Annotated in this window: 23 protein-coding genes and 1 pseudogene; 8 read left to right on the forward strand and 16 right to left on the reverse strand. The window is 75.4% G+C overall.

Features of this window, described 5'->3' with window-relative positions; genetic code table 11:
• Positions 1-79 precede the first annotated feature (79 nt).
• From GC089_RS15335 to GC089_RS15365, 7 genes are all read right to left on the reverse strand, one after another.
• Positions 80-433 carry a hypothetical protein gene (locus GC089_RS15335; RefSeq protein WP_155378364.1) on the reverse strand — a complete coding sequence of 118 codons (354 nt, stop codon included), beginning with the start codon at positions 431-433 and terminating at the stop codon, positions 80-82.
• A 1-nt stretch (position 434) separates the two neighbouring features.
• Positions 435-890 carry a flagellar export chaperone FliS gene (gene fliS / locus GC089_RS15340; RefSeq protein WP_155378365.1) on the reverse strand — a complete coding sequence of 152 codons (456 nt, stop codon included), beginning with the start codon at positions 888-890 and terminating at the stop codon, positions 435-437.
• Positions 891-902: 12 nt separating this feature from the next.
• The gene (fliD, locus tag GC089_RS15345) at positions 903-2,309 is read right to left on the reverse strand and encodes a flagellar filament capping protein FliD (RefSeq protein WP_155378366.1); all 1,407 of its coding nucleotides are present in this window, start codon (positions 2,307-2,309) and stop codon (positions 903-905) included.
• A gap of 134 nt (positions 2,310-2,443) precedes the next feature.
• Complete coding sequence (locus GC089_RS15350; protein ID WP_155378367.1) at positions 2,444-3,547, reverse strand: flagellin; 1,104 nt, start codon at positions 3,545-3,547, stop codon at positions 2,444-2,446.
• A gap of 111 nt (positions 3,548-3,658) precedes the next feature.
• Positions 3,659-4,786, reverse strand: a complete 1,128-nt coding sequence (locus GC089_RS15355; RefSeq protein ID WP_196250726.1) for a hypothetical protein — start codon at positions 4,784-4,786, stop codon at positions 3,659-3,661.
• Entirely contained in the window at positions 4,720-5,223 is a 504-nt protein-coding gene (locus tag GC089_RS15360; RefSeq protein ID WP_155378369.1) for a glycosyltransferase family 2 protein, read from the reverse strand. Before GC089_RS15360 ends, GC089_RS15355 begins: the two co-directional genes overlap by 67 nt.
• 603 nt (positions 5,224-5,826) lie before the next feature.
• Entirely contained in the window at positions 5,827-6,684 is an 858-nt protein-coding gene (locus GC089_RS15365; RefSeq protein WP_230684868.1) for a sigma-70 family RNA polymerase sigma factor, read from the reverse strand.
• Between the two features lie 380 nt (positions 6,685-7,064).
• Here GC089_RS15365 and flgN point away from each other — a divergent pair, with 380 nt between their 5' ends.
• The 6 genes and pseudogenes from flgN (at position 7,065) to GC089_RS15395 (ending at position 12,319) form a co-directional block, all read left to right on the forward strand.
• Positions 7,065-7,559, forward strand: coding sequence for a flagellar export chaperone FlgN (gene flgN, locus GC089_RS15370; RefSeq protein ID WP_155378371.1), 495 nt, complete (start codon positions 7,065-7,067; stop codon positions 7,557-7,559).
• Between the two features lie 16 nt (positions 7,560-7,575).
• On the forward strand, positions 7,576-9,000 hold the full coding sequence (flgK, locus tag GC089_RS15375; protein ID WP_155378372.1) for a flagellar hook-associated protein FlgK: 1,425 nt from the start codon (positions 7,576-7,578) through the stop codon (positions 8,998-9,000).
• 5 nt (positions 9,001-9,005) lie between these two features.
• On the forward strand, positions 9,006-9,893 hold the full coding sequence (locus GC089_RS15380; protein ID WP_155378373.1) for a flagellin: 888 nt from the start codon (positions 9,006-9,008) through the stop codon (positions 9,891-9,893).
• Positions 9,890-10,330 carry a flagellar assembly protein FliW gene (gene fliW / locus GC089_RS15385; protein ID WP_230684869.1) on the forward strand — a complete coding sequence of 147 codons (441 nt, stop codon included), beginning with the start codon at positions 9,890-9,892 and terminating at the stop codon, positions 10,328-10,330. Before GC089_RS15380 ends, fliW begins: the two co-directional genes overlap by 4 nt.
• A 70-nt stretch (positions 10,331-10,400) precedes the next feature.
• A pseudogene (locus tag GC089_RS20210) lies at positions 10,401-11,270 on the forward strand (HDOD domain-containing protein); the annotation flags it as partial.
• A 407-nt stretch (positions 11,271-11,677) separates the two neighbouring features.
• The gene (locus GC089_RS15395; protein WP_155378374.1) at positions 11,678-12,319 is read left to right on the forward strand and encodes a hypothetical protein; all 642 of its coding nucleotides are present in this window, start codon (positions 11,678-11,680) and stop codon (positions 12,317-12,319) included.
• Positions 12,320-12,361: 42 nt separating this feature from the next.
• Here the strand turns inward: GC089_RS15395 and groL are convergent, their stop codons facing one another.
• The 4 genes from groL to GC089_RS15415 form a co-directional block, all read right to left on the reverse strand.
• Positions 12,362-13,987 carry a chaperonin GroEL gene (gene groL / locus GC089_RS15400; protein WP_155378375.1) on the reverse strand — a complete coding sequence of 542 codons (1,626 nt, stop codon included), beginning with the start codon at positions 13,985-13,987 and terminating at the stop codon, positions 12,362-12,364.
• 296 nt (positions 13,988-14,283) lie between these two features.
• Positions 14,284-14,487, reverse strand: coding sequence for a cold-shock protein (locus GC089_RS15405; protein WP_155378376.1), 204 nt, complete (start codon positions 14,485-14,487; stop codon positions 14,284-14,286).
• 149 nt (positions 14,488-14,636) lie between these two features.
• On the reverse strand, positions 14,637-15,251 hold the full coding sequence (locus GC089_RS15410; protein WP_196250727.1) for a LytR C-terminal domain-containing protein: 615 nt from the start codon (positions 15,249-15,251) through the stop codon (positions 14,637-14,639).
• 87 nt (positions 15,252-15,338) lie between these two features.
• The gene (locus tag GC089_RS15415; RefSeq protein WP_155378378.1) at positions 15,339-15,668 is read right to left on the reverse strand and encodes a DUF3263 domain-containing protein; all 330 of its coding nucleotides are present in this window, start codon (positions 15,666-15,668) and stop codon (positions 15,339-15,341) included.
• A 244-nt stretch (positions 15,669-15,912) separates the two neighbouring features.
• On the opposite strand from GC089_RS15415, the gene GC089_RS15420 reads away from it, so the two are divergent.
• Both GC089_RS15420 and GC089_RS15425 read left to right on the forward strand, forming a co-directional pair.
• Positions 15,913-16,590, forward strand: coding sequence for a uracil-DNA glycosylase (locus GC089_RS15420; protein ID WP_155378379.1), 678 nt, complete (start codon positions 15,913-15,915; stop codon positions 16,588-16,590).
• 89 nt (positions 16,591-16,679) lie between these two features.
• Positions 16,680-17,501, forward strand: a complete 822-nt coding sequence (locus tag GC089_RS15425; protein ID WP_230684870.1) for an SGNH/GDSL hydrolase family protein — start codon at positions 16,680-16,682, stop codon at positions 17,499-17,501.
• 89 nt (positions 17,502-17,590) lie between these two features.
• On the opposite strand, the gene GC089_RS15430 is transcribed toward GC089_RS15425, so the two are convergent.
• The 5 genes from GC089_RS15430 to GC089_RS15450 form a co-directional block, all read right to left on the reverse strand.
• Entirely contained in the window at positions 17,591-17,986 is a 396-nt protein-coding gene (locus tag GC089_RS15430; RefSeq protein WP_155378381.1) for a hypothetical protein, read from the reverse strand.
• Positions 17,987-18,213: 227 nt separating this feature from the next.
• Entirely contained in the window at positions 18,214-19,356 is a 1,143-nt protein-coding gene (locus GC089_RS15435) for a hypothetical protein (RefSeq protein ID WP_155378382.1), read from the reverse strand.
• Positions 19,353-19,946, reverse strand: coding sequence for a signal peptidase I (locus GC089_RS15440; RefSeq protein ID WP_155378383.1), 594 nt, complete (start codon positions 19,944-19,946; stop codon positions 19,353-19,355). Before GC089_RS15440 ends, GC089_RS15435 begins: the two co-directional genes overlap by 4 nt.
• A gap of 16 nt (positions 19,947-19,962) precedes the next feature.
• A complete protein-coding gene (locus tag GC089_RS15445) occupies positions 19,963-20,373 on the reverse strand; it encodes a hypothetical protein (protein WP_155378384.1) in 411 nt (136 codons plus the stop codon).
• Positions 20,374-20,586: 213 nt separating this feature from the next.
• Complete coding sequence (locus GC089_RS15450) at positions 20,587-21,741, reverse strand: sensor histidine kinase (protein ID WP_155378385.1); 1,155 nt, start codon at positions 21,739-21,741, stop codon at positions 20,587-20,589.
• Positions 21,742-21,832: the final 91 nt, after the last annotated feature.

Raw genomic sequence — 21,832 nt, forward strand, 5'->3', positions numbered from 1 at the left:
TCGGTGCGACCTTCACCCGGTCGGCCGCACGGCGCGGGCGGAAGGCCCGACTCGTCCCCGTGCGGCGTCCGGCAGCAGGTCAGGCCTGCGTGTCGACGAACACCGGCACCGCCGACGGGCGGGTGCGCATCGCGTCCGCGGCGGCGAGCTGGCGCCGGGCGAGCGTCATCGCCTCGGCCGTGCGACGCGCCAGGTCGAGCTGGTGCTCGAGCAGCGCCTGGGCGCGCTCGCGCAGGGGCGCGGGCAGCGGCCCCAGGCCCACGGGCGGGCGCCACCGGCGGGCCGTGACCTCCTCGACGTCGGGCAGGTGCGCCGCGGCGAGCAGCCGCTCGGCGTCGGCCACGTCGAGCTCGAGCTCGTGCAGGGCGTGCTCCCAGCGCCCGTCCCAGCCCTCGGCGGCGACGGTGCCGGCCGGGTCCGGTGCCGGGGTCACGTCAGCCGACCCCGAGCAGGCCCGCGCCGGGCGCGGAGGCGGCCCCGTACGCGGCGGCCACGGGAGCGGGCGCGGCCGGGGCCGTCGTGCCCGCCACGGCGGCCGCCGCCTCGTGCCAGGTGCGCGCGAGCGGCTCGACGACCCGGGCGCACGCCCGCACGCGCTCGGCGTCGCCCGCGGCGGCCGCACCCAGCAGCTCGCCGTGCAGCCACGTGTAGATCGACAGCAGGCGCGGCCCGCCCTCCCACGCGTCGACGTCGAGGCTCGCGATGAGCTCCGCGACGATCTCCTGCGCGTGCGCGAGGTGCTGGGTCGCGTGCGGGCGCTGCCCCTCGCCCAGCGCGTGCGCCGCGCGCTCGACGTCGAGCAGGAGGCGGTCGCAGAGCATGGTCAGCAGGCGCGCCGGGCTCGCGGTCTCGACCGCCGCCGCGACGTAGCGGCTGCGTGCGTCGTACATGGGGCCTCCTGCTTACTTCGTCGGCTGCGCGTTGAGCGCGGCGATCTGGCTGGCGAGGTAGCTCGACTGCGACGAGAGCCGCGAGAGGGTCGTCTCGAGCGCGGCGTACGTGCGCTCGAGCGAGGTGCGCCGCATCGCGAGCCGGTCGTCCCAGTCGGAGATGCGGTCACCGAGGTCGCGGACGGTGCTCTGCTGCGCCTCGACGGCGAGCGTGAGCGTGCCGTCGCCGCTGCGCGACGCCGACGTGGCGGTCGTGGCGAGCCGCTCGGCGACACCGGCGACGACCTTCTGCACCTGGTCCGGGTCCTTGGCGAGCGCGGCGGTGAACACCGCGTCGTCGAAGGTGAACGTGCCGTCCCGGCCGATGACGATGCCGACGTCCGCCGGGGCGACACCGTCCACCGGCATCGACGCCTCGGACAGCACCTGCTGCTGCAGCAGGCGGATGCGGGTGTCGCCGGCGAACAGGCCACCGCTGACGACCGTCCGGCCGTCCGCCTCGGTGGTCGTGCTCGGCTTGGTGCGCGACGAGATCTCCGACAGCACCGTGTTGAGGTTCGCGACGAGCCCCGACGCGAGCTTCTTGAGCGCCGCGTCGTCCCGCGCGACCGTGACGGTCAGCGGCTGGGCGTCGGCGGCGGTGACCGCGGCGACCGTGAGGTCGACGCCCGTCATGACGCCCTCGAACGTGTTGGACGACGACGTGAGCACCTGCTCCACGCCCGAGCCGGGGAAGAGGGTGATCCGTGCGTCGGTGGCCGTCCGGATCGTCTCCAGACCCACCGCCACGTCGCCGTCGGCGCCGGCGTAGGACAGCGTGAACGCGTTGTCCTCGCCCGTCTCCGTGCCGGTGAGCTGGAGGCGGTAGGAGGTCTCCCCGGTCGGGCGGCCCTCGCCGTCGAGCACGGCGACCTTCACCGCCGTCGCCCGGACGCCGGTGCCCGAGGCGTTGAACGCGTCGACGAGGTCGGGGACGTCGGCGCTGCGCGCGGTGACGGTCGTCGTCTCGCCGCCCCGCGTGATCGTGAACGTCGGCTTCTCGCCGGCGTAGGCGTCCCCGGCGGGCAGGGTGACGAGCGACGCCTGCGACTGCGCGACCGCACCGACCCGGAACGTGAGCGTGCCCGCGCTGGCGGTCGCGTCCGCGGTGGCGGTCGCGGCCGGCGCGGCGCCGCTGGTCGCCCCCGGCTGCTCGACCTTCGCCGTGACGGCCCGCCACGACTCCGGCTTCGCCGCCGTCGTCGCGGACTCGCCCAGCGACGAGACCTTCGTCGTCAGCGCCTGCAGCGCGGTCGCGAGCTGCTGCGCGGTCGCCTTCTTCGTCGCGAGCTGCCGCTGGTTGCCCGCCTCGAGGTACAGGAGGCTGTCGATCAGCTCGGCGGTCTTGATGCCGCTGACGAGCCCGTCGATCGCTGCCATCGCTGGTGGTCCTCCGTGTCCCGTGCCGGCCGGCCGGTGCACCCGGCCCGATACGACGACCGGCGGTGGGCGGGGGCCGCCCACCGCCGGTCGGTGCTGCTCTCGTACCGGTCACCTCACGGTGACCGGGGACGTCACTGCAGGAGCTGCAGGACGGACTGCGGGAGCGACTTCGCCTGCGCGAGCATCGCCGTGCCCGCCTGCGACAGGATCTGCGCCCGCGTGAACGACACCATCTCCTCGGCCATGTCCGTGTCACGGATGCGGCTCTCCGACGCGGACAGGTTCTCCACCGCGACGTTGAGGTTGTTGATGGTGTGGTCGAACCGGTTCTGCACGGCACCGAGCTCCGAGCGGACCGACGAGACCGTGGTGATGGCCTTGTCGATCGCCTCGATCGCGCCGTCCGAGTCGGCCACCGCGCCGGTGACGGCCGCCGCGGCGTCCTCGGTCGCCGTGACGCCCGAGAAGGTGACGCCGAGCGCGCCGGTCGCGCCCGTCTTGGAGATGACGAGCTCGCCGTTCACGACCTCCGCCGAGACACCGGTCTGGCCCGCGTTGTTGATCGCCGTGGCGATGCCGCCCAGCGTCGCGCCCGAGGCGATGGCGATCGTGGCGCCACCGTCGATCGTCACGCTGCCGGCAGCCGTCGCGGCGACCGCGCTGTAGGTCTTGCTCGCGGCCAGGTCGGCCACGCGCACGCCGTCGACGCCGAGGCCCTCGGCGCTGACGCCACCGGTGATCTTGGTCAGGTTGACCTCGATCTTGTCGGCCGGCGCCGTGTTGGCACCCACCTGGAACGTGCCGTTGTAGTTGCCGTCCAGCAGCTTGGCGCCGTTGAACTGCGTGGTGTCGGCGATGCGGGTCAGCTCCTTGTTGAGCTGGTCCATCTCGTCCTGGATGTTCTTCTTCGCGTCCGCGGAGAGACCACCGGTGTTGCCACCCTGAACCGCCAGGGTGCGCATGCGCTGCAGGATCGAGTGCGTCTCGGTGAGCGCGCCCTCCGCCGTCTGGACGACGGAGATGCCGTCCTGCGCGTTGCGCACGGCCTGCTTCGTGCCGCCGATCTGCGCACGCAGACCCTCGGAGATCGCGAGGCCGGCCGCGTCGTCCGCCGCACGGTTGATCCGCAGGCCGGACGACAGCTTCTCGAGCGACGAGGACAGGTCGCCCTGCGTCGCCGAGAGGTTGCGGTACGAGTTCATCGCCGCGATGTTCGTGTTGATCGAGAGACCCATGGTTCTCTTCCTCCTTGAGTCGGGTCAGGACAGCCCGTCCGTGGGCACGTCCGTCCTATCGGGTGCGGGTGCGGGGGTTGAGGGATTCGCGCGCACCTCCTTGCCGGCGGCTCAGGCCGCGCCGACGAGACCGGGGGCGACGACCTCGAGCTCGGCCAGCAGCGCCGCCTCGGTACCGGCGGGCACGAGCGCGAGCGCCTCCTCCAGGCCCGCGAGGCCGCGCTCGTCGCGGTACGCGCTCCACGCCAGTGCACCGGCGAGCGCCCGGATGCGCGGCTCGACGCGCACGTCGGCCGCGAACGCCACGAGCGGGCACTGCTCGGCCGCACCGTGCCGGCGCAGGTCGACCGACCACTCGACCGCCTCCTCCAGCGAGAGCGTCGGCCGCAGCAGGGCCACGGCGGCGAGGACCTTCGCGTCCCCCGGGCGTGCCTCGTGCATCCAGCGCAGGAAGGTGCGGGTCTCGTCGGTCGCGTCCATGACGCAGCGCGTGACGTACTCGCCCCAGAGCCGCTCGTCGAGGCGGGACGCGAGGGCGACCGTCCGCTCGTGCCCGAGGAGCACGCCGAGCGCGCCGGGGGCACCCGGGGCGACACCCGCGTCGACCGCGGCCGCCGCCACCTTGAGGGCACGTCGGCGGTCGCCGAGCCGGACCAGGGCCCAGATCTCCTCGTGCAGGAGCTCGATGCGCCGCACCTCCTCACCGAGCGCGTTGAGCGTGGTGGTGGGCAGGGCGCGCACGGCGGCCAGGGTCGCGTGCGCGTCGCCACGGTCGGCGGCGTACCGGGCCCGGGCCGCGAGCGCGGACGCCGGGTTGGCGTCCTGCTCCTCCCACACGTCGAGCCACCGCTGCACCAGCGCGTCGTCCCCGATCACGAGCCCGGCCGAGTACATGGTGCGGGCGAGGCTGGCGGCCGTCGCCGGGACGACGAAGCCCTCGACGCGGATCTGCTCCGCGAGCTCGACGGCGTCGGCGTGCCGCCCCGCGAACACGTACGAGCGCACCAGGTGCACGCGCCGGCTCTCGCGCTCGGCGGGTGGGGTGTCCGGCCCGACGGCGTCCACCATGCGCTGCGCGAGGGCCACGTTGCGCTCGCCCTTGCCGCGCTCCGCGACGACCTCGACGTTGTACCCGCGGTGCCGGACCTCCAGGCTCGTGATGCGCGCCGAGGTCAGGGGCGGCCGGTGACCTCCGGACGCAGGCGCGGCTGCTCGTGCAGCGCGCCCACCCAGTGGCACGTCTCGCGGCGCAGGAGGCGCGAGCCGGCGAAGCGGAAGATCTCGAGCTCGCCCGGCGGCTCCAGGGGCAGCCGCGGGCGGTCGCCCACGTTGACGACGATGACGTTCCCGATGTCCGCCGTGCACGCGGCGAGCTCGCGCCGCAGCCGGTCCGCGTCCACGACGGCGATCTCGTCCGCGTCGACCGCCAGCGCCCACTCGGACGTCGCGTGCGCGAGCGCCCGGGAGCGGGCGGCCCCGAAGTCGTCGTCCCAGTAGCCCTCGACGACCGTGGTCGCGTGCGCGCGGGCGATCTCGACCGTGCGGTCGGTGGAGCCCGTGTCGTAGACGACGACCTCGTCCGCCCACGCGACCGAGCGCAGGGACTCCTCGAGCACCGCCTCCTCGTCCTTGACGATGAGGACGGCCGAGACGGTGGCGCGGCGCTTGGCGGACATGGCTCCCCCTGGGGTGGTCGGACACGTGCTGCTCGGCCCATCGGCACCCGGGGTCACGTGCTGAGCCACCGGACGCACACCGCTCCCACCCCCGCGCCCCGTCCCCACCGCCCCCGTCCCCACCGCACCCGTCCCCACCACCGCGCCCGTCCCCACCGCCCCCGTCCCCACCGCCGAGTTCGGCAGCTCCGCGCCGAGCTCGGCACTCCAGGTACGGATCTCGCGACACAACCGCCGTACTCGGCGTGCGCGCGTGCGCGGGGACGAGGTGAGCGGGCGCCGGCACGGGACTACGCCGAGTTCGGCGGTTTCGCGCCGAGTTCGGCACTCCAGGTGCGGATCTCGAGACACAACCGCCGAACTCGGCGTGCGCGCGTGCCGGGGACGCGCCGGGGCAGGGCCCGCGGCACCGGACTGCGCCGAGGTCGGCAGCTCAGCGCCGAGGTCGGCGGGTCTGCGCCGCGGTCGGCGGGTCTGCGCCGAGGTCGGCAGGTTCAGGTGCGGGTCTCGAGAGTCAGCCGCCGAAGTCGGCGTGCCGGTGTGCGGCGCGTGGCGGGCGGGGCGCCCTCCCCCGGCGGTGCAGGGCCGCGCGCGGCGGTGGGGTCAGCCGACCAGGTCGGCGTGCTGGCCGAGCGGCTCCCGCTGCGTGGGGACGGTGTCGAGGCGACCGTCGACGTGCACGGCCGGCGCGAGGGCGGCACGGGCGGCGACGGCGGCGAAGTACCCCTGCCGGCGACGCGCGGCGACGCCCTGCGGACGCTCGGCGGCGGGCACGAGGCCCGGCTCGAACGCCGCGTTGAGGCCGTCGCGCATGAGCGCCAGCGCCTCGGTGCGCAGCTGGCTGACCCGCGACTGCGTGACGCCCAGGTCGGCCGCGACCTCCGCGACGGAGCGGTCCTCGAGGTAGAGCCCGACGACGACGGTGCGCAGCCGCTCGGGCAGCTCGGCGACCGCGGCGCGCAGCCAGTGCACGCGCTCCGCGGCGAGCAGGGCGTCCTCGGGCCCGGCGGACTCGTCGCGCACGGTGTCCGCCACCGTGCTGTCGGGCAGGTCGAGCGAGAGGACCCGGCGCTCGGCGTCGGCGCGTGCGGCGTCGACCGCGGCGACGTCGACGCCCATCGCGTGGGCGGTCTCCTCCCGCGTCGGCGTGCGTCCGAGGACGCCGCGCAGCTGCTCGACGGCGGCCTCGAGCTCGCGCCCCCGCCGGCGCGCACCGCGGCTGGCCCAGTCCATCGAGCGCAGCTCGTCGATGAGGGCGCCCTTGATGCGCAGCGAGGCGTAGCGGGCGAACGGCACGTTCGTCGAGGGGTCGTAGGCACGGGCCGCGAGGACCAGCGCCAGGGCACCGGCGGACGCCAGCTCGTCCCGGGAGACGCTCGGCGGCACCCGGTGCAGCATCTCGTTGACGTTGTAGCCGACGAGCGGGAGGTGCTCGCGGACGAGCTCGTCGATCGTGTTCACGCTCACACCTGCCGCGTCGGTCAGCTGGACGCCGACCTTGACGTGGGAACGCGTCCACGCTGGAAGGGCCGCGAATCGATTCGAAGCGGACCGACCACCACAGCCCCGGCGGCCGCAAATCGCCCCGAAGCGGTTCGATGAGGGAGGAGCGCGACGGGGCGCAGGCATGCAGGTGTGATGGACATCACACTCACGACCCAGGATGACGTGCCGACCCACGAGCACCCGCGCCCGGCGCGGCGCGCGCACCGGCGCCTCGAGGCGGCACGGCAGCCGACGCGTGGAAAACTCCCCGCGGACGCATCACGCACGGCGCAGACCGGCCGATAGGGCGGCATACGCCGACGACGGCGGCCCCATCCCGGCCCGGAGGTGACACTGTGACGCGCAGCCCCGCCCTCGAGCGCCTCTCCGAGGTGCTGTGGCGCGAGCGGCACCTGCTCGAGCTCCTGCTCTTCAAGCTGGAGGAGGAGCAGCTCGTCCTCACCGCCGGCCGCACCCGCTGGCTCGGCCACGCGACCCGCGAGGTGGAGTCCGTGCTCGACGAGATCCGCACGGCCGAGGTCGGCCGCGCGGTCGAGGTCGACGCGGCCGCCGCCGAGCTGGGCGTCGACCCGGGCGCCAGCCTCGCGATGCTCGCCGAGCGCGCGCCCGCGCCGTGGGACGACATCCTGCGCGCGCACCGCGACGCGTTCGCCTCCCTCACGTCGGAGATCGCCGCCCTCGCGGACGGCAACCGCGAGCTCCTCGCGGTCTCGCACCGCGCCGCGCAGGAGACGCTGCTCTCCCTGCAGGACACCGTCGACACGTACGACGGCCAGGGCCAGCGCGCGAGCGAGACCCGCACCGCCCAGCTCCTCGACCGGTCGATCTGAAGGACCCCACCCGCGCATGAGCACCTTCTCCGGCCTCGGCACCGCGCTCAGCTCGCTCGTCGCGCAGCGCGTCGCCCTCGACGTCGCCGCGAACAACGTCGCGAACGTCAACACCGTCGGCTACACGCGCCAGCGCGCCGTGCTGTCGTCGCTGCCCGCCTCGACCGTGCCGTCGATGTTCTCCACCTCGGACGGCGTCGGTCTCGGCACCACCGCGTCGGGCATCCAGCGCCTGGGTGACGTCTTCCTCGACAACCGGGTACGCACCGCCGCCGCGGGCGCCGGCCGGCTCGACGTCGTCGCCGACGCCTACACGCGGCTCGAGAAGAGCATCGGCGAGCCCGCCAAGACCGCGCTCGGCGCCCAGCTGTCGGACCTGTGGGCCGGCTGGTCGGACGTCGCACGGTCGAGCGACCAGGACGCCGCGCGTGCGGTCCTGCTCGAGCGCGCGGTGGCCGTGACCGACCGCCTGCACGCGATGTACTCCGCCGCCGGCACCCAGTGGGAGCAGGCGCGCACCGAGGCGAGCGCGCTCGTCGAGCGCACCAACGTCGCCGCCGGGCAGGTCGCGGACCTCAACGAGCGCATCCTCGCGATCGAGAACGCGGGCGGGCAGGCGCACGAGCTCGCGGACCAGCGCGACATGCTCGTCACCGAGCTCGCCGACCTCGTCGGCGCGACCGCGCGCGTGCGCGACGACGGTCAGGTCGACGTGTTCGTCGGCGGCAACGCCCTCGTGCGCGGCGACAAGCTCTCCACCATCGAGCTGCGTGGCGCCACCTCGTTCTCCGCCGCGACGGGCGGTCAGGCCGTGTCGGTCGTCTGGTCGGCCCGGCCGGACCAGCCGGTCGGACTGGCGGACGGGCGCGTGGCGGGGCTGCTCACCGTCCTGGCCCCGCCCGCCGGTGGCGGCGGCGGCGTGCTGACCGAGGCGGCCGCCGGCTACGACGAGCTCGCCCGCACCATCGCCGGCCAGGTCAACGCGCTGCACCGCGAGGGCCACACCCGCGACGGCGCGACGGACATCGACTTCTTCCGGTTCGAGCCGGGGGTTCCCGCCGCGCTCGGCCTGCGGGTCGCCGTCACCGACGTCGCGCAGATCGCGGCGGGCGGCGACGGCCTCGGCGCCTACGACGGGTCGGTCGCCGCCGCGATCGCGAAGATCGGCGCGGGCGCCGACGGGCCCGACGCGCAGTGGCGGCGTACCGTCACCGACATCGGCGTGCGCACCGCGAGCGCCACGTCACGGGCGCAGGTCGCCGCGGTCGCGCTCAGCACGGCCGAGCAGCAGCAGCTCGCGAACGCGAGCGTCGACGTCGACGAGGAGACCGTGAACATGCTCGCGTACCAGCGTGCGTACGAGGGTGCGGCCCGCGTGCTCACCGCGATCGACGAGATGCTCGACACCCTGATCAACCGCACCGGCGTCGTGGGGCGGTGACGGCGATGAGCATCAGCCGCGTCACCCAGCAGACCGTGCAGCGCTCGACCATGGCGAACCTGCAGGCGAACCTCCAGCGCAGCGCGGAGCTGCAGGCGCGCATGTCGGGCGGCACGAAGATCGCCGTCCCCTCCGACGACCCCGCCGGCGCCGCCGACCTCCTGCGGCTGCGCGCGGACCAGCGGGCCAACGCGCAGCACACGCGCAACGCCGCCGACGGCGACGCCTGGCTGACCACCGTGGACGGCGCCCTCCAGGAGTCGCTGTCGATCGTCCGCAAGGCGCGCGACCTCGCGGTCCGCGCCGGGTCGGGCGCGCTGGGCGCGAGCGCGCGTGAGGCGCTCGCCGCCGAGATGGAGGCTCTCGCCGTGCAGCTGCACGGGCAGGCCAACACGCAGTACGCCGGCCGCTCCGTCTTCGCCGGCACCTCCGCGACGTCGGCCTTCGGGCCCGGACCGGACTACACGCACAGCGGGGCGGCCGGTGCGACCGTCACGCGGCAGGTCGGCCCCGAGGTCGCCGTCCGCGTCGACTCCGACGGCGCGGCGGTGTTCGGCACGGGCACCGGGTCGGTCTTCGCGCTCCTCGACGAGATGGCGGACACGATCCGCGCGGGCACGAGCCTCGACAGCGACATCGAGGCCCTGGACGCACGCATGTCGACCATGCTGCGCGAGGTCGCCTCCGTCGGCGCCCGGCACAACCAGGTGAAGAACGCGACGGACACCCTCGCCGGCGAGAAGGTCACGCTCGCGGGCCAGGTGTCCGCCATCGAGGACGTCGACCTCGCGGAGGTGCTGATCGAGCTGCAGGCGCAGGAGGTGGCCTACCAGGGCGCGCTCGCCGCGACCGCGAAGGCCCTGCAGCCCACGCTCCTGGACTTCCTGCGGTGAGCGCCGTGGTGTCCCGCGTCGCGGTCAGCACGCCCGACGGCCCGCGCGACGTGCCGGCCGTGCTGCGGCTCGTCGCCGAGCTGCCCGGGCTGCCCGGGCACGACGAGTTCTCCCTGGAGCCGCTCGACGACGAGGGCGTCCTGTTCGCGCTGCGCAGCGCCCCGGAGGGTGCGCGTGCGGTGCGCCTGTTCGTCGTGGCGCCGCACGTCTTCTTCGCGGACTACGCCCCCGAGCTCGAGGACGACGTCCTGCGCACCCTCGACCCGGACGACGACGCGGCCGACCCGGTGCTCCTCGCCGTGGTGCACCCCGCGGACGACGACCGCGCGCGGCACTCCGCCAACCTCCTCGCACCGGTGGTCGTCGAGCCCCGGCACGGACGCGCGCGCCAGGTCGTCCTGGACGCCGACCTCCCGCTGCGCGCCCCGCTGGGCTGACCCGCCGCGGCCACGCCGGCGGCACCGTCTGGGTGCCAGCACTCAGGTGCGCCCTCTCCCGGCCGATGGGATGACGGGACCACATCTGGGAGGACTTGTGCCCGAGACGACCTCGACCGCGCGCGCCGGGGCGAGCATCCACCGCCAGCCGATCGTGCACCCCGACCGCAGCGTGTACGCGTACGCGGTCCGAGGGCGCGTGCTGGGGGTGGACGGCGTGCCCCTGCCCGAGGCGTCGGCCGAGCACCTCGTCGACGCCGCCTACTCCCTCATCGACCCGGAGCTCGTCGCCGGTCGGCGCCCGCTCGTCGTGCGCGCGACCCACCGCCTCCTCGTCGACCCCGGCCCGTTCCTGGCCGCACCGCACGGGCTCGCGCTCGAGCTGACGCCCACGCTGGCGTCGCTGCCCGGCCTGCACGACCACCTCGCGGTGCTCGCCGCGGCGGACGTGCGCGTCGCTCTCGCCGACTACACCGGCACGGCCGAGCAGGACGCCCTCCTGCCGCACGTCCAGCTCGTCAAGGTCGACGCGGCCGCCGACCCGGCGCAGCTCGGCGACCTCGTCGCGCGCGCCGTGCAGTCCGGCACGGTCGTCATCGCGGAGCGCGCGACCACGCGCGAGCGCGTCCAGGCGGCGCTCGACGCCGGCGCCGAGCTGCTCCAGGGGCCGCTCGTGCTCGGCAACGGCCCGACCACGACGGACCGCGCGTGGGGTGTGAGCGAGGTCCAGTGCCTGGAGCTGCTGCGCCTGCTCTCGGAGGAGGTCGTCGACCAGCGCGAGGTCATCCGCGTCGTCTCGACCGACCCCGTGCTCACCGTGCGCGTGCTCCACCTCGTCAACTCCTCCGCGATGGGCGTGCGGAACAAGGTCGACTCGGTGCGGCAGGCCGTCGTCCTGCTCGGCCCGCGGCACCTCGGGGCCCTCGCGACGGCGTCCCTGGTCGGTGCCACGCCCGCGTCCATGGAGGCGCTGTGGTACCTGCTCACCCGGGCCTCCGCCTGCGCGGGGCTGGCGGGCGACGACGTCGGCTACACCGTGGGTCTGCTGTCCGCGGTGTCGTCCTACCTTCGGGTGCCCGCCACGAGCGTGGTCGCCGACACGGGCGTCTCGTCCGACGTCGCCGACGCCCTCCTGCACCGCACGGGGCGCTATGGTCCGGTGCTCGCCGCGGTGCTCGCGCACGAGGCGAACGACGCGGCGGGCGTGCGCGCGAGCGGGCTCGACGAGTACGAGGTCGCGCACGCGTACCTCGACGCCGTCCCCGGGCGCTCGCCCTGGCCAGCAACCTCGCGGCGGCCGCCTGACCGGGCGGTCGTCCGTCCCCCACCCCCTGCGGAGGTCTCCCCGTGCTGCTCGCCTCGTACGACTCCTACGACTCCGGGGCGGCCGCCGGCGCCGTCGTCGGGATGCTCTTCCTGGGCCTGCTCTACGCCGCGATCGTCGCGTTCGGCGTCTACCTGTACATGCGCGTCGCCCGCAAGGCCGGCTGGACCCTGTGGCACGGCCTGCTCGTGCTCGTCCCGCTCGCGAACCTCGTGTTCATCATCATGTTCGCCTTCCAGGAGTGGCCGATCGAGCGTCGCGTGCGCGAGCTCGAGGCGCGGCTCGGCCTGTCGGGCGACGGGCTCGACCCGTACGGGCACGCGGGTCCGGGCCTCCCGTACGGCCACGGCGCTCCCGCCTACGCCGCACCGGGCGCCGCGCCGGCGTACGGCGCGCCCGAGGCGGCGCCCACGTACGGCGCGCCGGAGGCCGCCCCCGCCTACGGCGCCCCGCGTACGGCGCTCCCACCTACGGCGCCCCCGCCCCCGCTGCGCCCGTCCAGGGCGTGCCGGCGGACGGCGCCCCGGCCGTCCCGCAGGCGCCCGCGGCGCCGACCGCGCCGGAGGGCACCGCGCCCCAGCCGCCGGCCTCGCCGTGGGGTCCGCCCGCGCCGCCGCGCTGACCGCGCCCGGACGCGCCGAGGGCCGGCCACCCCGTGGGGGTGACCGGCCCTCGGGCCGTTCAGTCGGTCGTGGACCGGCTCAGGCTCAGAAGCCGCCGCCGAAGTCCTCGCCGCCACCGGCCGGGGCCGCAGCGGCCTTCTCCGGCTTGTCGGCCACGACGGCCTCGGTGGTGAGGAACAGACCGGCGATCGACGCGGCGTTCTGCAGCGCCGAGCGGGTCACCTTGACCGGGTCGTTGACGCCCGCGGCGAGCAGGTCCTCGTACTCGCCGGTCGCGGCGTTGAGGCCCTGGCCGGCGGGGAGGTTGCGCACCTTCTCCGCGACGACGCCGCCCTCGAGGCCCGCGTTGATGGCGATCTGCTTGAGCGGGGCCTCGATCGCGTACTTCACGATCTGCGCACCCGTCGCCTCGTCGCCCTCGAGCTCGAGCTTCTCGAACGCGAGCTTGCCGGCCTGGATGAGCGCGACGCCACCACCGGCGACGATGCCCTCCTCGACGGCCGCCTTCGCGTTGCGCACGGCGTCCTCGATGCGGTGCTTGCGCTCCTTGAGCTCGACCTCGGTGGCCGCGCCCGCCTTGATGACGGCCACGCCGCCGGCGAGCTTGGCGAGGCGCTCCTGGAGCTTCTCGCGGTCGTAGTCCGAGTCGGAGTTCTCGATCTCGGCACGGATCTGGTTCACGCGGCCCTGGATCTGCGCCGCGTCGCCCGCGCCCTCGACGATCGTGGTCTCGTCCTTGGTGACGACGACCTTGCGCGCCTGGCCGAGGACCTCGAGGCCGACCGAGTCGAGCTTGAGGCCGACGGTCTCGGAGACGACCTGGCCGCCCGTGAGGACCGCCATGTCCTGCAGCATCGCCTTGCGGCGGTCGCCGAAGCCCGGGGCCTTGACGGCGACGGACTTGAACGTGCCGCGGATCTTGTTGACGACGAGCGTGGCCAGGGCCTCGCCCTCGACGTCCTCGGCGACGATGAACAGCGGCTTGCCGGCCTGGATGACCTTCTCCAGCAGCGGCAGCAGGTCCTTGACGTTCGAGATCTTCGACTCGACGAGCAGGACGTACGCGTCCTCGAGGACCGCCTCCTGGCGCTCCGGGTCGGTGACGAAGTACGCCGACAGGAAGCCCTTGTCGAAGCGCATGCCCTCGGTGAGCTCGAGCTCGAGGCCCAGGCCGGAGGACTCCTCGACGGTGATGACACCCTCCTTGCCCACCTTGTCGAGGGCCTCGGCGATGAGCTCGCCGATCTGGGTGTCCGCGGCGGAGATGGCGGCCGTGGCGGCGATCTCCTCCTTGGTCTCGATCTCCTTGGCCTGGCCGAGGAGCTGCGTCGTGACGGCCTCGACGGCCTTCTCGATGCCCTTCTTCAGGGCGATCGGGTTCGCACCCGCGGCGACGTTGCGCAGACCCTCGCGGACGAGCGCCTGCGCGAGGACGGTCGCCGTCGTGGTGCCGTCACCGGCGACGTCGTCCGTCTTCTTGGCGACCTCCTTGACGAGCTCCGCACCGATCTTCTCGTACGGGTCCTCGAGCTCGATCTCCTTGGCGATGGAGACACCGTCGTTGGTGATCGTCGGCGCGCCCCACTTCTTGTCGAGCACGACGTTGCGGCCCTTGGGGCCGAGGGTGACCTTGACGGTGTCGGCGAGGGCGTTGAGCCCGCGCTCCATGCTCCGCCGGGCCTCCTCGTCGAAGGCGATGATCTTGGCCATGGGGCTGTGATCCTTCTTCCGGGTTCGTGGGTCGGCCGGTCGGTGCCCGCGACGGACGGGCGCCCGCGCGCGCTCACGTCACGCACGCGGTCACCCTCACCTGACGGCCGTGGTGCTGCTGTCACTCTCCACCGGAGAGTGCTAAGTCAATGGTTAGCACTCGACCCCTGCGAGTGCAAGCAGCACCGGCCCTGCCGGTGGACGACGACGGCCCGGTCGCGGCGTCCGCGACCGGGCCGGTCGGAGCGGGCCGGGCCCGCGGTGGTCGGGTGCGCCGTGCGCGGCCCGGGGGTGCGTCAGAGGGGGCGGACCTGCTCGGCCTGCGGGCCCTTGCTGCCCTGGCCGACCTCGAAGTCCACCGCCTGGCCCTCCTCGAGCGAGCGGTACCCAGAGACCTGGATCGCGCTGTAGTGGACGAAGAGGTCCTGGCCGCCGCCGTCGGGCGTGATGAACCCGTACCCCTTCTCCGCGTTGAACCACTTGACCGTGCCCTGCGCCATGCCGTGCTCCTCGCCCTCCGTGGGCCGGGACGCTCCGCCGTCGCCCCGGTGCGTGGAGCCTAGTGGCGGCCCCATCCGCGCGACCAGGGGGTTCGCCCGCCTGCACGGGTGGGTGCGCGAGGGCCTCGCCGCACCGGCAGCGACGGGCGTCAGGCCTCGGGGTCGGAGACGAGCAGGACCACGATCCCGGTGCCCGCCCGCTGCGGGTCGACCGCGATCGTCGGGACCCCGGACGTCGAGGCGACGAGCTCCGCCGTCGCGCGCAGGTCCTCCGAGGCCATGTACACCGTCGACTGGCGGGGCAGCCCGGTCGTCGCGTTGTCCGGGGTCACGCTCGTGAAGCCGGCGGCCCGCAGGTCGTCCGCGACGCGGCCCGCGAGGCCCGAGACGCGGGCGCCGTTGAGGACCTCGACCGGCGTCGACAGGACGGGCGAGGGGGCGGGGGGTGCGGGCGGCGTGGTCTCCGCGGCGGGGGGCTCCTCCGTGGCCGGCGCCTCGGCGCCCGGGTCCGGCGCCGCCGGGTCCTCGGCGGCCGGCGACTCCTCGGTGACCGGCGGCGTCCCGCCGCCCACGACGGGCAGCTCGCCCGTGCGCGACAGGTAGGCGACCGCCCCGTAGGCGAGCACCGGCACGACCAGCAGGACGACGAGGAACGGCCACCAGCGGCTCCAGGCCGAGCGCGGGGCGCGGTGCACGCCGCGGGGGCCGTCGGGCGGCACGACGTCGAACTCGTCGTCCGGGTAGGGGTAGTCGGCCTTGCTCACGGCCGCAAGGCTAACGGGTGGACCGGTGCGCGGCGGGGACCGCCGCACCCGCGCGGGTGACCCGGCGGGCAGGCGCCGGGACGCCCCTCAGGCGTCCGCGCCCAGGCGGCGGGCGGTGCGTGCGCGCTGGCGCGAGGAGCGCATCCGGCGCAGGCGCTTGACGAGCATCGGGTCGTGCGCGAGCGCGGCGGGGTCGTCGATCAGCGCGTTGAGGAGCTGGTAGTACCGGGTGGCCGACATGTCGAACAGCTCGCGGATCGCCTGCTCCTTGGCCCCCGCGTACTTCCACCACTGCCGCTCGAAGGCGAGGACCTGCTGGTCGCGCTCGGAGAGCCCGGAGCCGGCCGGCACCGCCGTGGTCCCGGCGGACGGGGCCTCGTCGAGGGTCGCGGTCGCGCTGCCCGCCGTCGCGTCCATGCTGCCTCCGGTGCCTCGGTCCCTCGCGCGCCGGGCACGGTGTGCGGCCGGCGCGCACCGCCCTCGCGGACGGCCCCGCCATGGTACGGGCCGAACGACACGGGTGTCATTCGCCCGCGCGGCGCACGGCCGGCTGCCGGGACCGCGCGTCCGGCACCCGCCGGCACGTCCACCCGCCGGCCCGCGGGCAGGGCGTCCGGCGGCCCGCCGCGCGCACGGCGGCCGACCGGTAGCCTGCGGCGCCGTGGTCCCCGCACCTCTCGACACCCTCGTCGCACCCGACTGGGCGCGCGCCCTCGCACCCGCGGAGCCGGCGCTGCGTGCCGCCGGCGACTTCCTGCGCGCCGAGGTCGCCGCCGGGCGGGAGTACCTGCCCGCGGGCGACGCCGTGCTGCACGCCTTCCGCCGCCCGCTGGCCGACGTGCGCGTGCTCGTCGTCGGGCAGGACCCCTACCCCACGCCCGGGCACCCCATGGGGCTGTCGTTCTCGGTGCAGCCGCACGTGCGCCCGTTGCCCCGCTCGCTGGCGAACGTGTTCACCGAGCTCGCGGCGGACGTGGGCGCCCCGCCGCCGTCCACCGGCGACCTCACGCCGTGGGCCGACCGCGGGGTCATGCTGCTCAACCGCGTGCTCACGGTGCGTCCCGGCGCGCCCGCCTCACACCGGGGCAAGGGCTGGGAGCGGCTGACCGACCGCGCGATCGAGGCGCTCGTCGAGCGCGGCGGACCGCTCGTGGCGGTGCTGTGGGGCCGCGACGCCCAGCAGCTGCGTCCCGCGCTCGGCGACGTGCCGGTGGTCGCGAGCCCGCACCCCAGTCCCCTGTCCGCGAGCCGCGGCTTCTTCGGCTCGCGACCCTTCTCGCGCGTCAACGAGCTCCTCGTGGCCCAGGGTGCCGAGCCCGTGGACTGGACCCTGCCCTGACCGGCGGGCGGTGACGTACCCGCTCGTTCCACCCCGTTCCCACCCCGCCCCTGGGCAGTGCTGTCGGGAGGACCCGGCATAGTGGACGGGTGAGCACCGCCGACCCCGATCAGGGGACCACCCCCGCACCCCGCTGGACGCGCTACGTCGCCGTCGGCGACTCGTTCACCGAGGGCCTCTGGGACGACCCGGACGGTCGCGCCGCCCCGCCGCGCGGCTGGGCCGACCAGCTCGCGTCCCACCTCTCGGCCCGGCGGACCGCGGCCGGGCTCGCACCGCTCGAGTACGCGAACCTCGCCGTCCGCGGACGGCTGCTGCGCCCGATCCTCGAGGAGCAGGTGCCCGCGGCCCTCGCGCTCGAGCCGGACCTCGTGAGCCTCATCGGGGGCGGCAACGACATCCTGCGTCCCTCGGTGGACGTGGACCGGCTGGCGGACGAGCTGGAGCGCACGGTCGCCCGCGTGCGCGCGACCGGCGCGGACGTGCTGCTCGGCACGGGCTTCGACGTCCGTGAGAGCCCGCTGGTGCGGGCCACCCGCGCGCGGGTGGCCGTCTACAACACGCACCTGTGGTCGGTCGCGCGCCGGCACGGCGCGTACGTGCTCGACCTGTGGGGCATGCGCAGCCTCGCGGACTGGCGCATGTGGGCCGAGGACCGCATCCACCTCACGACCGACGGCCACACGCGCGTCGCGCAGGCGGCGCTCGTCGCGCTCGGCCTGGCGCCCGACCGGGACGACTGGGACGACCCGCTGGCACCGCTGCCGCCCGTCCCGCGCCGGGACCGGGTGCTCGCCGACGCGCGGTGGCTGCGCGAGCACGCGTACCCGTGGGCCCGCCGACGGCTGCGCGGCCGGTCGTCGGGCGACCTCCTGCGGCCCAAGCGGCCGGACCCGACGCCTCTGCTCTGAGCCGGCGCCCGCGCGCCGCGGCCGCCACCGCCGCGGCCGGTCCGCAGCGCCCGGTCCGCCGCGCCCGGTCCGCCTCACCGCGGGGGGCGTCAGCCCTGCGCGAGCACCCAGCGGGCAGCTGCGACCGGTCCCGGCACCTCGGCCGGCAGCAGGTCGACCGCCCCGGTCCCCAGCGCCAGGGCGGACCGGTGCACGAGCTGCCCGGCGTCGTCGACGTACGTCACCGAGGCCTGCAGCCCGTCGCAGTCGGCGGGGACGTGCTCGAAGCGGACGCCGCTCACGCCGAAGCCGCTGCCGTCGTGGCCCAGCGCCACCTCGTAGCCCCACCGGACCTCGGCGGTCGCGCACGCGGCGGACGCCGCGTCGGGAAGGTCGTCGGCGGCGTTCGCCGAGGAGTAGAGACCCGCGGCGCCGAGCGCGCCGAGGGCCGCCGCCCAGCGCATCCGGCGCGGGGTCGGCCGTGCGAGGACGTGGCGTGCGACCACAGCCCCTCCCGTCCGTGGGTGGGTGCACCCTCCCGTCCGTGGGAGGGCCGGCGCGGCGTTGCGCGTGCCGTCACGCTATGTCCGCCGGGCCTCGCCGACCAGGCGACCGAGGGTTTCGCCCGACTCTCCACCCGCCCGGAGCAACCCCGCCGCGGCGGCCCATGTCGGCCGCGGCGGGGCCGCCCTGAGGGGTCGCCGCGCCGTTCACCCGGGCGGCCGACCGGGGCTCACCAGCGCGTGACGCAGACCGTCGTCGTCAGCGACTCGGTGTTCTTCAGCGCGCCGTACTCCGCGTTGCGCAGCGTCAGGACGGTGCCCGACACCACGGAGGTGCGCTCGGCGTCCGACGGGGCCCGCACGCGGTAGGTGCCGCCGGAGAACGAGCGCACGTGCGCCACGGCGGCCGACAGGTCGACGCTCGCCGTCCAGCCCACGTTGAACGGGCTCGTCCCGTTGCCGCGCACGAGCACCGCGTAGCAGACCTGCACGTCCCCGTTCGGCCCGGGGCGCGCGTCCCACCGGGTCTGCGTGACCGTCACGTCGTACGCGGACGGGACGGCCGGCTGGAGCGGCAGGTTCCGGTTGCAGAACGTCACGGTGCGCTCGCTCGGGTACGCGTCCGCCGGGTCCAGGGACAGGTGCGCGAACTCGCCCCACGACTGCCACTGGCCGCGGACCTGCAGCCGGCCCCGGCTCGGGTGGTCGCGCAGCATCCGCGCCGTCGCGCTGTCCGCCTCGATGACGTAGTGGTCGAGCTGGGTGTCGCCGTACCAGGGCGCGGCCTGCGGGTTGACCTCGAGCGCCCACTCGACGGGCTGGACGGTCGTGGCGCGGACGGTGACGGTGACGCACGCCTGCCGGTCGTCGGGGAGCGTCCAGCGGCGGCCGGTGATCTCGATGCCGGGCACCGCCTCGACCACGGCCTCGTCGCCGGGGGCGACGGGCCGCGCGAGCGTCGCAGGACGGACCCACCCGTCGACGCGGACCACGACGGCGCCGTCCGGCGCGACCGTGACCGGTGGGGACGCGGGCACGGCGGCCCGTCCCTCGACGGTGCCGACGAGGGTGCGCGTGGTGCCGTCGGCGGCCACGACCCACACCTCGAGCCGGGCGGTGCGCGAGCAGCGCGACACGTCGAGCCCGCCGACGGCGACGCTGTGCGCGTCCCGGGCGGTGGCCGGCGTGACCACCGCGGTACCGGTCGCGCACCCCGTGGAGGTGGTCGCCCACGGACGCGCCACGGGTTCGAGGGGCAGTGCGGCCGCGCTCGCACCGCTCGTGCCGGCGGCGAGCGCCACGACCGCGAGCAGGAGGAGCGCCGCGACGACGGCCCGCAGCCGTGGCACGGCAGCGGTGCGCGACCGGCTCACCGCCGCTCCTCGGCCACGCGCTCCCCGGTGACGGGGCCCGCGCCGCGCGGCTCGTCGTGCGCGACTGGCTCCCCCGCAGGCTCGTCGTCGGCCGTGGCCTGCCTGCCGGGCCACACCAGCAGTCCCAGGCCGACGACGACCAGGCTCGCCCAGAACCACGGGTTCGTCATGAGCAGGCCGACGCGCCCGACGGCGGGCACGTGGACGCGGGCGACGCCGACCACGTCCTCGTCCGTGGGGGCGAACGGGTCGACCTCGGGGTTGTTGTCGCCCTGCAGCACCCAGCCGTCGCCGTCCCCGCCCGTGATGCGGTGGATGATGCGCGCCCCGCCGTACCCCTCGGGCACGTAGACGACGACGTCGCCGACCTGGGGGGTTCCGCACCGCGCGAGGACGAGGTCGCCCGTGCGGTAGGTGGGCTCCATCGAGTGCCCGGACACCACGGTGAGGCTGGTGCAGCCGCCGAGGTTCGTTGGCCAGAGCAGCACGGCGGCGGCGGCGAGCAGCGCCCAGAGCGCGGCGCTGCCGGCAGCACGCAGCACCCGACGCCCGCGAGGGACGTCGGGTGCTGCGTGCTGCTCCTGCGTCACGGTGCCGGTGGGACCGTCAGTAGATCGTGACGGCGACGGACCCGACGGCGGACGCGTCGCCGGCGATCGGCGCCGTGACGGGGCCGGCCGTGAGGCTGGCCACCGTGTACGTCGTGCCGATCTGCGCGCCGGAGGCGTCGAGCAGGGCGATCTTGGCCGACTCGCCGACGCACGCGGCGTCGAACGTGCCGACGGTGACGGTGCTGGAGCGGAAGGTGCTGCCGGCGAGCGCCGGCTCGCCGAAGGTCACGGTGAGCGGCGACGTCTGGCACGCGCCGGCCACCTCGACGCCGGCCTGCATCTGCGGCTGCGAGTCGGGCGTGAACGAGAGCTGCGACGCGGACGCCATCGACAGACCCGCGACGCCGACGACGGCGAGCGAGACGGCGGCGACCTTGCGGGTGCGGGACGAGCGGCTGCTGGACATGACGACTCCTCGACAGGGGTTGGGGTGCTCGGGCGACCGTAGGCGTGACACCCGTTCTCCTGGACGTGCGTCTAGGTGGCCGCACCCACCCGTGCACGCCGGGCAGGCCCTTTCATCCGAACGAGAGCGGACGTGCCGGACCGGGGAGGAGGAACCGGACGACACGTCGTCACCGGCTGTGACAGACCCCCGGAACGGCCGTTGAGACCGGCGTCACTCGGTGTCACCGGCGCGGGGCCGGCCGTCGACGGCGGGCGCGAGGGGCAGGCGCGCCTCCACGCGCGCGCCCGTCGTGGCCCCGGGACCGACCGCGAGCCGACCGCCCACGACGGCGAGGCGCTCGGCGAGCCGGGCGGTACCGGACGCCGGGTCGGGCCGGCGCGGCGCGTACAGGTCGCCGTCGTTGACGACCTCGATGAGGAGCACGTCGTCCACCAGGTCGAGCACGACGTCGACGCGCTGGGGCGGCCCGTTCTTGAGCGCGTTCGTCACGGCCTCCTCGACGACGCGCAGGGCGAGCAGCCGGTCGGCGACGAGCAGGTCGTCGCGCGTGGGGTCGTCGCGGCGTCGCACGGCGTCGCTGGCCCGCAGGCTCGTCGCGATCGTGGCGGGCAGCCGGCTGAGCAGGGCGCGCACCGCGGGCACCAGCCCCAGCTCGAGCCGGTCCGGGTAGAGCAGCCGGCTCATCTGCCGCACGTCGGCGTCCCGCGCCTCGGCGAGCTGCTCGCGCACCCAGCCGAAGTCGCCGACGACCTCGTCGGGGAGGCGGCCGCGCCGCACGAGCTCGGCGAGCCGGGCCTCGATGAGCACCAGGCGCTGCTGGAGGGTCCCGTGCAGGCCCTCCGCGACCTGCCGGCGGACCCGGATCTCCTCGTTCTCGAGCGCGCGGACGGCCAGCTCGACCGCGACCGCGGCACGCTCCGCCGCCCGCGTGCGGGCCCGGGCGCGGCGCAGCCACACCATCGCCCCCGTCCCCACGCCGCCCGAGATCAGCGCGGCCACGAGGCCACCCACGAGCTCGGCGCGCTGGGACGCCACGTCGTCGCGCGCGTACACGCCCGCGACCACCTGGGCCGCGACCCGCGCCGCGGCGCAGAGCGCGCAGGCGAGGACGACGCGGCGGACCACCGCTGCGGCGCGCGGCAGCGCGTGCACCTGCAGGGCCACGAGCGCGAGCGCGAGCGTGGCCACCGCCACGCCGTTGGCGGCCAGGCGCTGCAGCAGGCTCACCTCGGCCCACTCCGGCAGCAGCTGGGAGTAGATGTACGTGCTCTGCAGCGAGGCACCGGTGCCGTAGCCGAGGGCGACGAGCGCCGACACGCCCACCAGCACGCGGCGGTCGACGACGGTGTCCCTGCGGTGCGCCACGGGCGTGGCACCCCCGGTCGTCCCCGTCATCCGCTCCCGACCCCCGCCGTGCCTGGCGCGCACGAACGGCGCGGGACGACGATACTGGCCC

The organism is Cellulomonas sp. JZ18, assembly GCF_009720485.1.
Classification (GTDB): domain Bacteria; phylum Actinomycetota; class Actinomycetes; order Actinomycetales; family Cellulomonadaceae; genus Cellulomonas.

Excerpts from the sequence above, each read along its gene's own strand:
- GC089_RS15415 (WP_155378378.1), bottom strand. The coding sequence starts at position 15,668 with ATGGACGCGACGGCGGGCAGCGCGACCGCGACCCTCGACGAGGCCCCG.
- groL (WP_155378375.1), bottom strand. The coding sequence starts at position 13,987 with ATGGCCAAGATCATCGCCTTCGACGAGGAGGCCCGGCGGAGCATGGAG.
- GC089_RS15350 (WP_155378367.1), bottom strand. The coding sequence starts at position 3,547 with ATGGGTCTCTCGATCAACACGAACATCGCGGCGATGAACTCGTACCGC.
- GC089_RS15380 (WP_155378373.1), top strand. The coding sequence starts at position 9,006 with ATGAGCATCAGCCGCGTCACCCAGCAGACCGTGCAGCGCTCGACCATG.
- fliS (WP_155378365.1), bottom strand. The coding sequence starts at position 890 with ATGTACGACGCACGCAGCCGCTACGTCGCGGCGGCGGTCGAGACCGCG.
- GC089_RS15360 (WP_155378369.1), bottom strand. The coding sequence starts at position 5,223 with ATGTCCGCCAAGCGCCGCGCCACCGTCTCGGCCGTCCTCATCGTCAAG.
- flgK (WP_155378372.1), top strand. The coding sequence starts at position 7,576 with ATGAGCACCTTCTCCGGCCTCGGCACCGCGCTCAGCTCGCTCGTCGCG.
- GC089_RS15405 (WP_155378376.1), bottom strand. The coding sequence starts at position 14,487 with ATGGCGCAGGGCACGGTCAAGTGGTTCAACGCGGAGAAGGGGTACGGG.
- GC089_RS15445 (WP_155378384.1), bottom strand. The coding sequence starts at position 20,373 with ATGTCCAGCAGCCGCTCGTCCCGCACCCGCAAGGTCGCCGCCGTCTCG.
- fliD (WP_155378366.1), bottom strand. The coding sequence starts at position 2,309 with ATGGCAGCGATCGACGGGCTCGTCAGCGGCATCAAGACCGCCGAGCTG.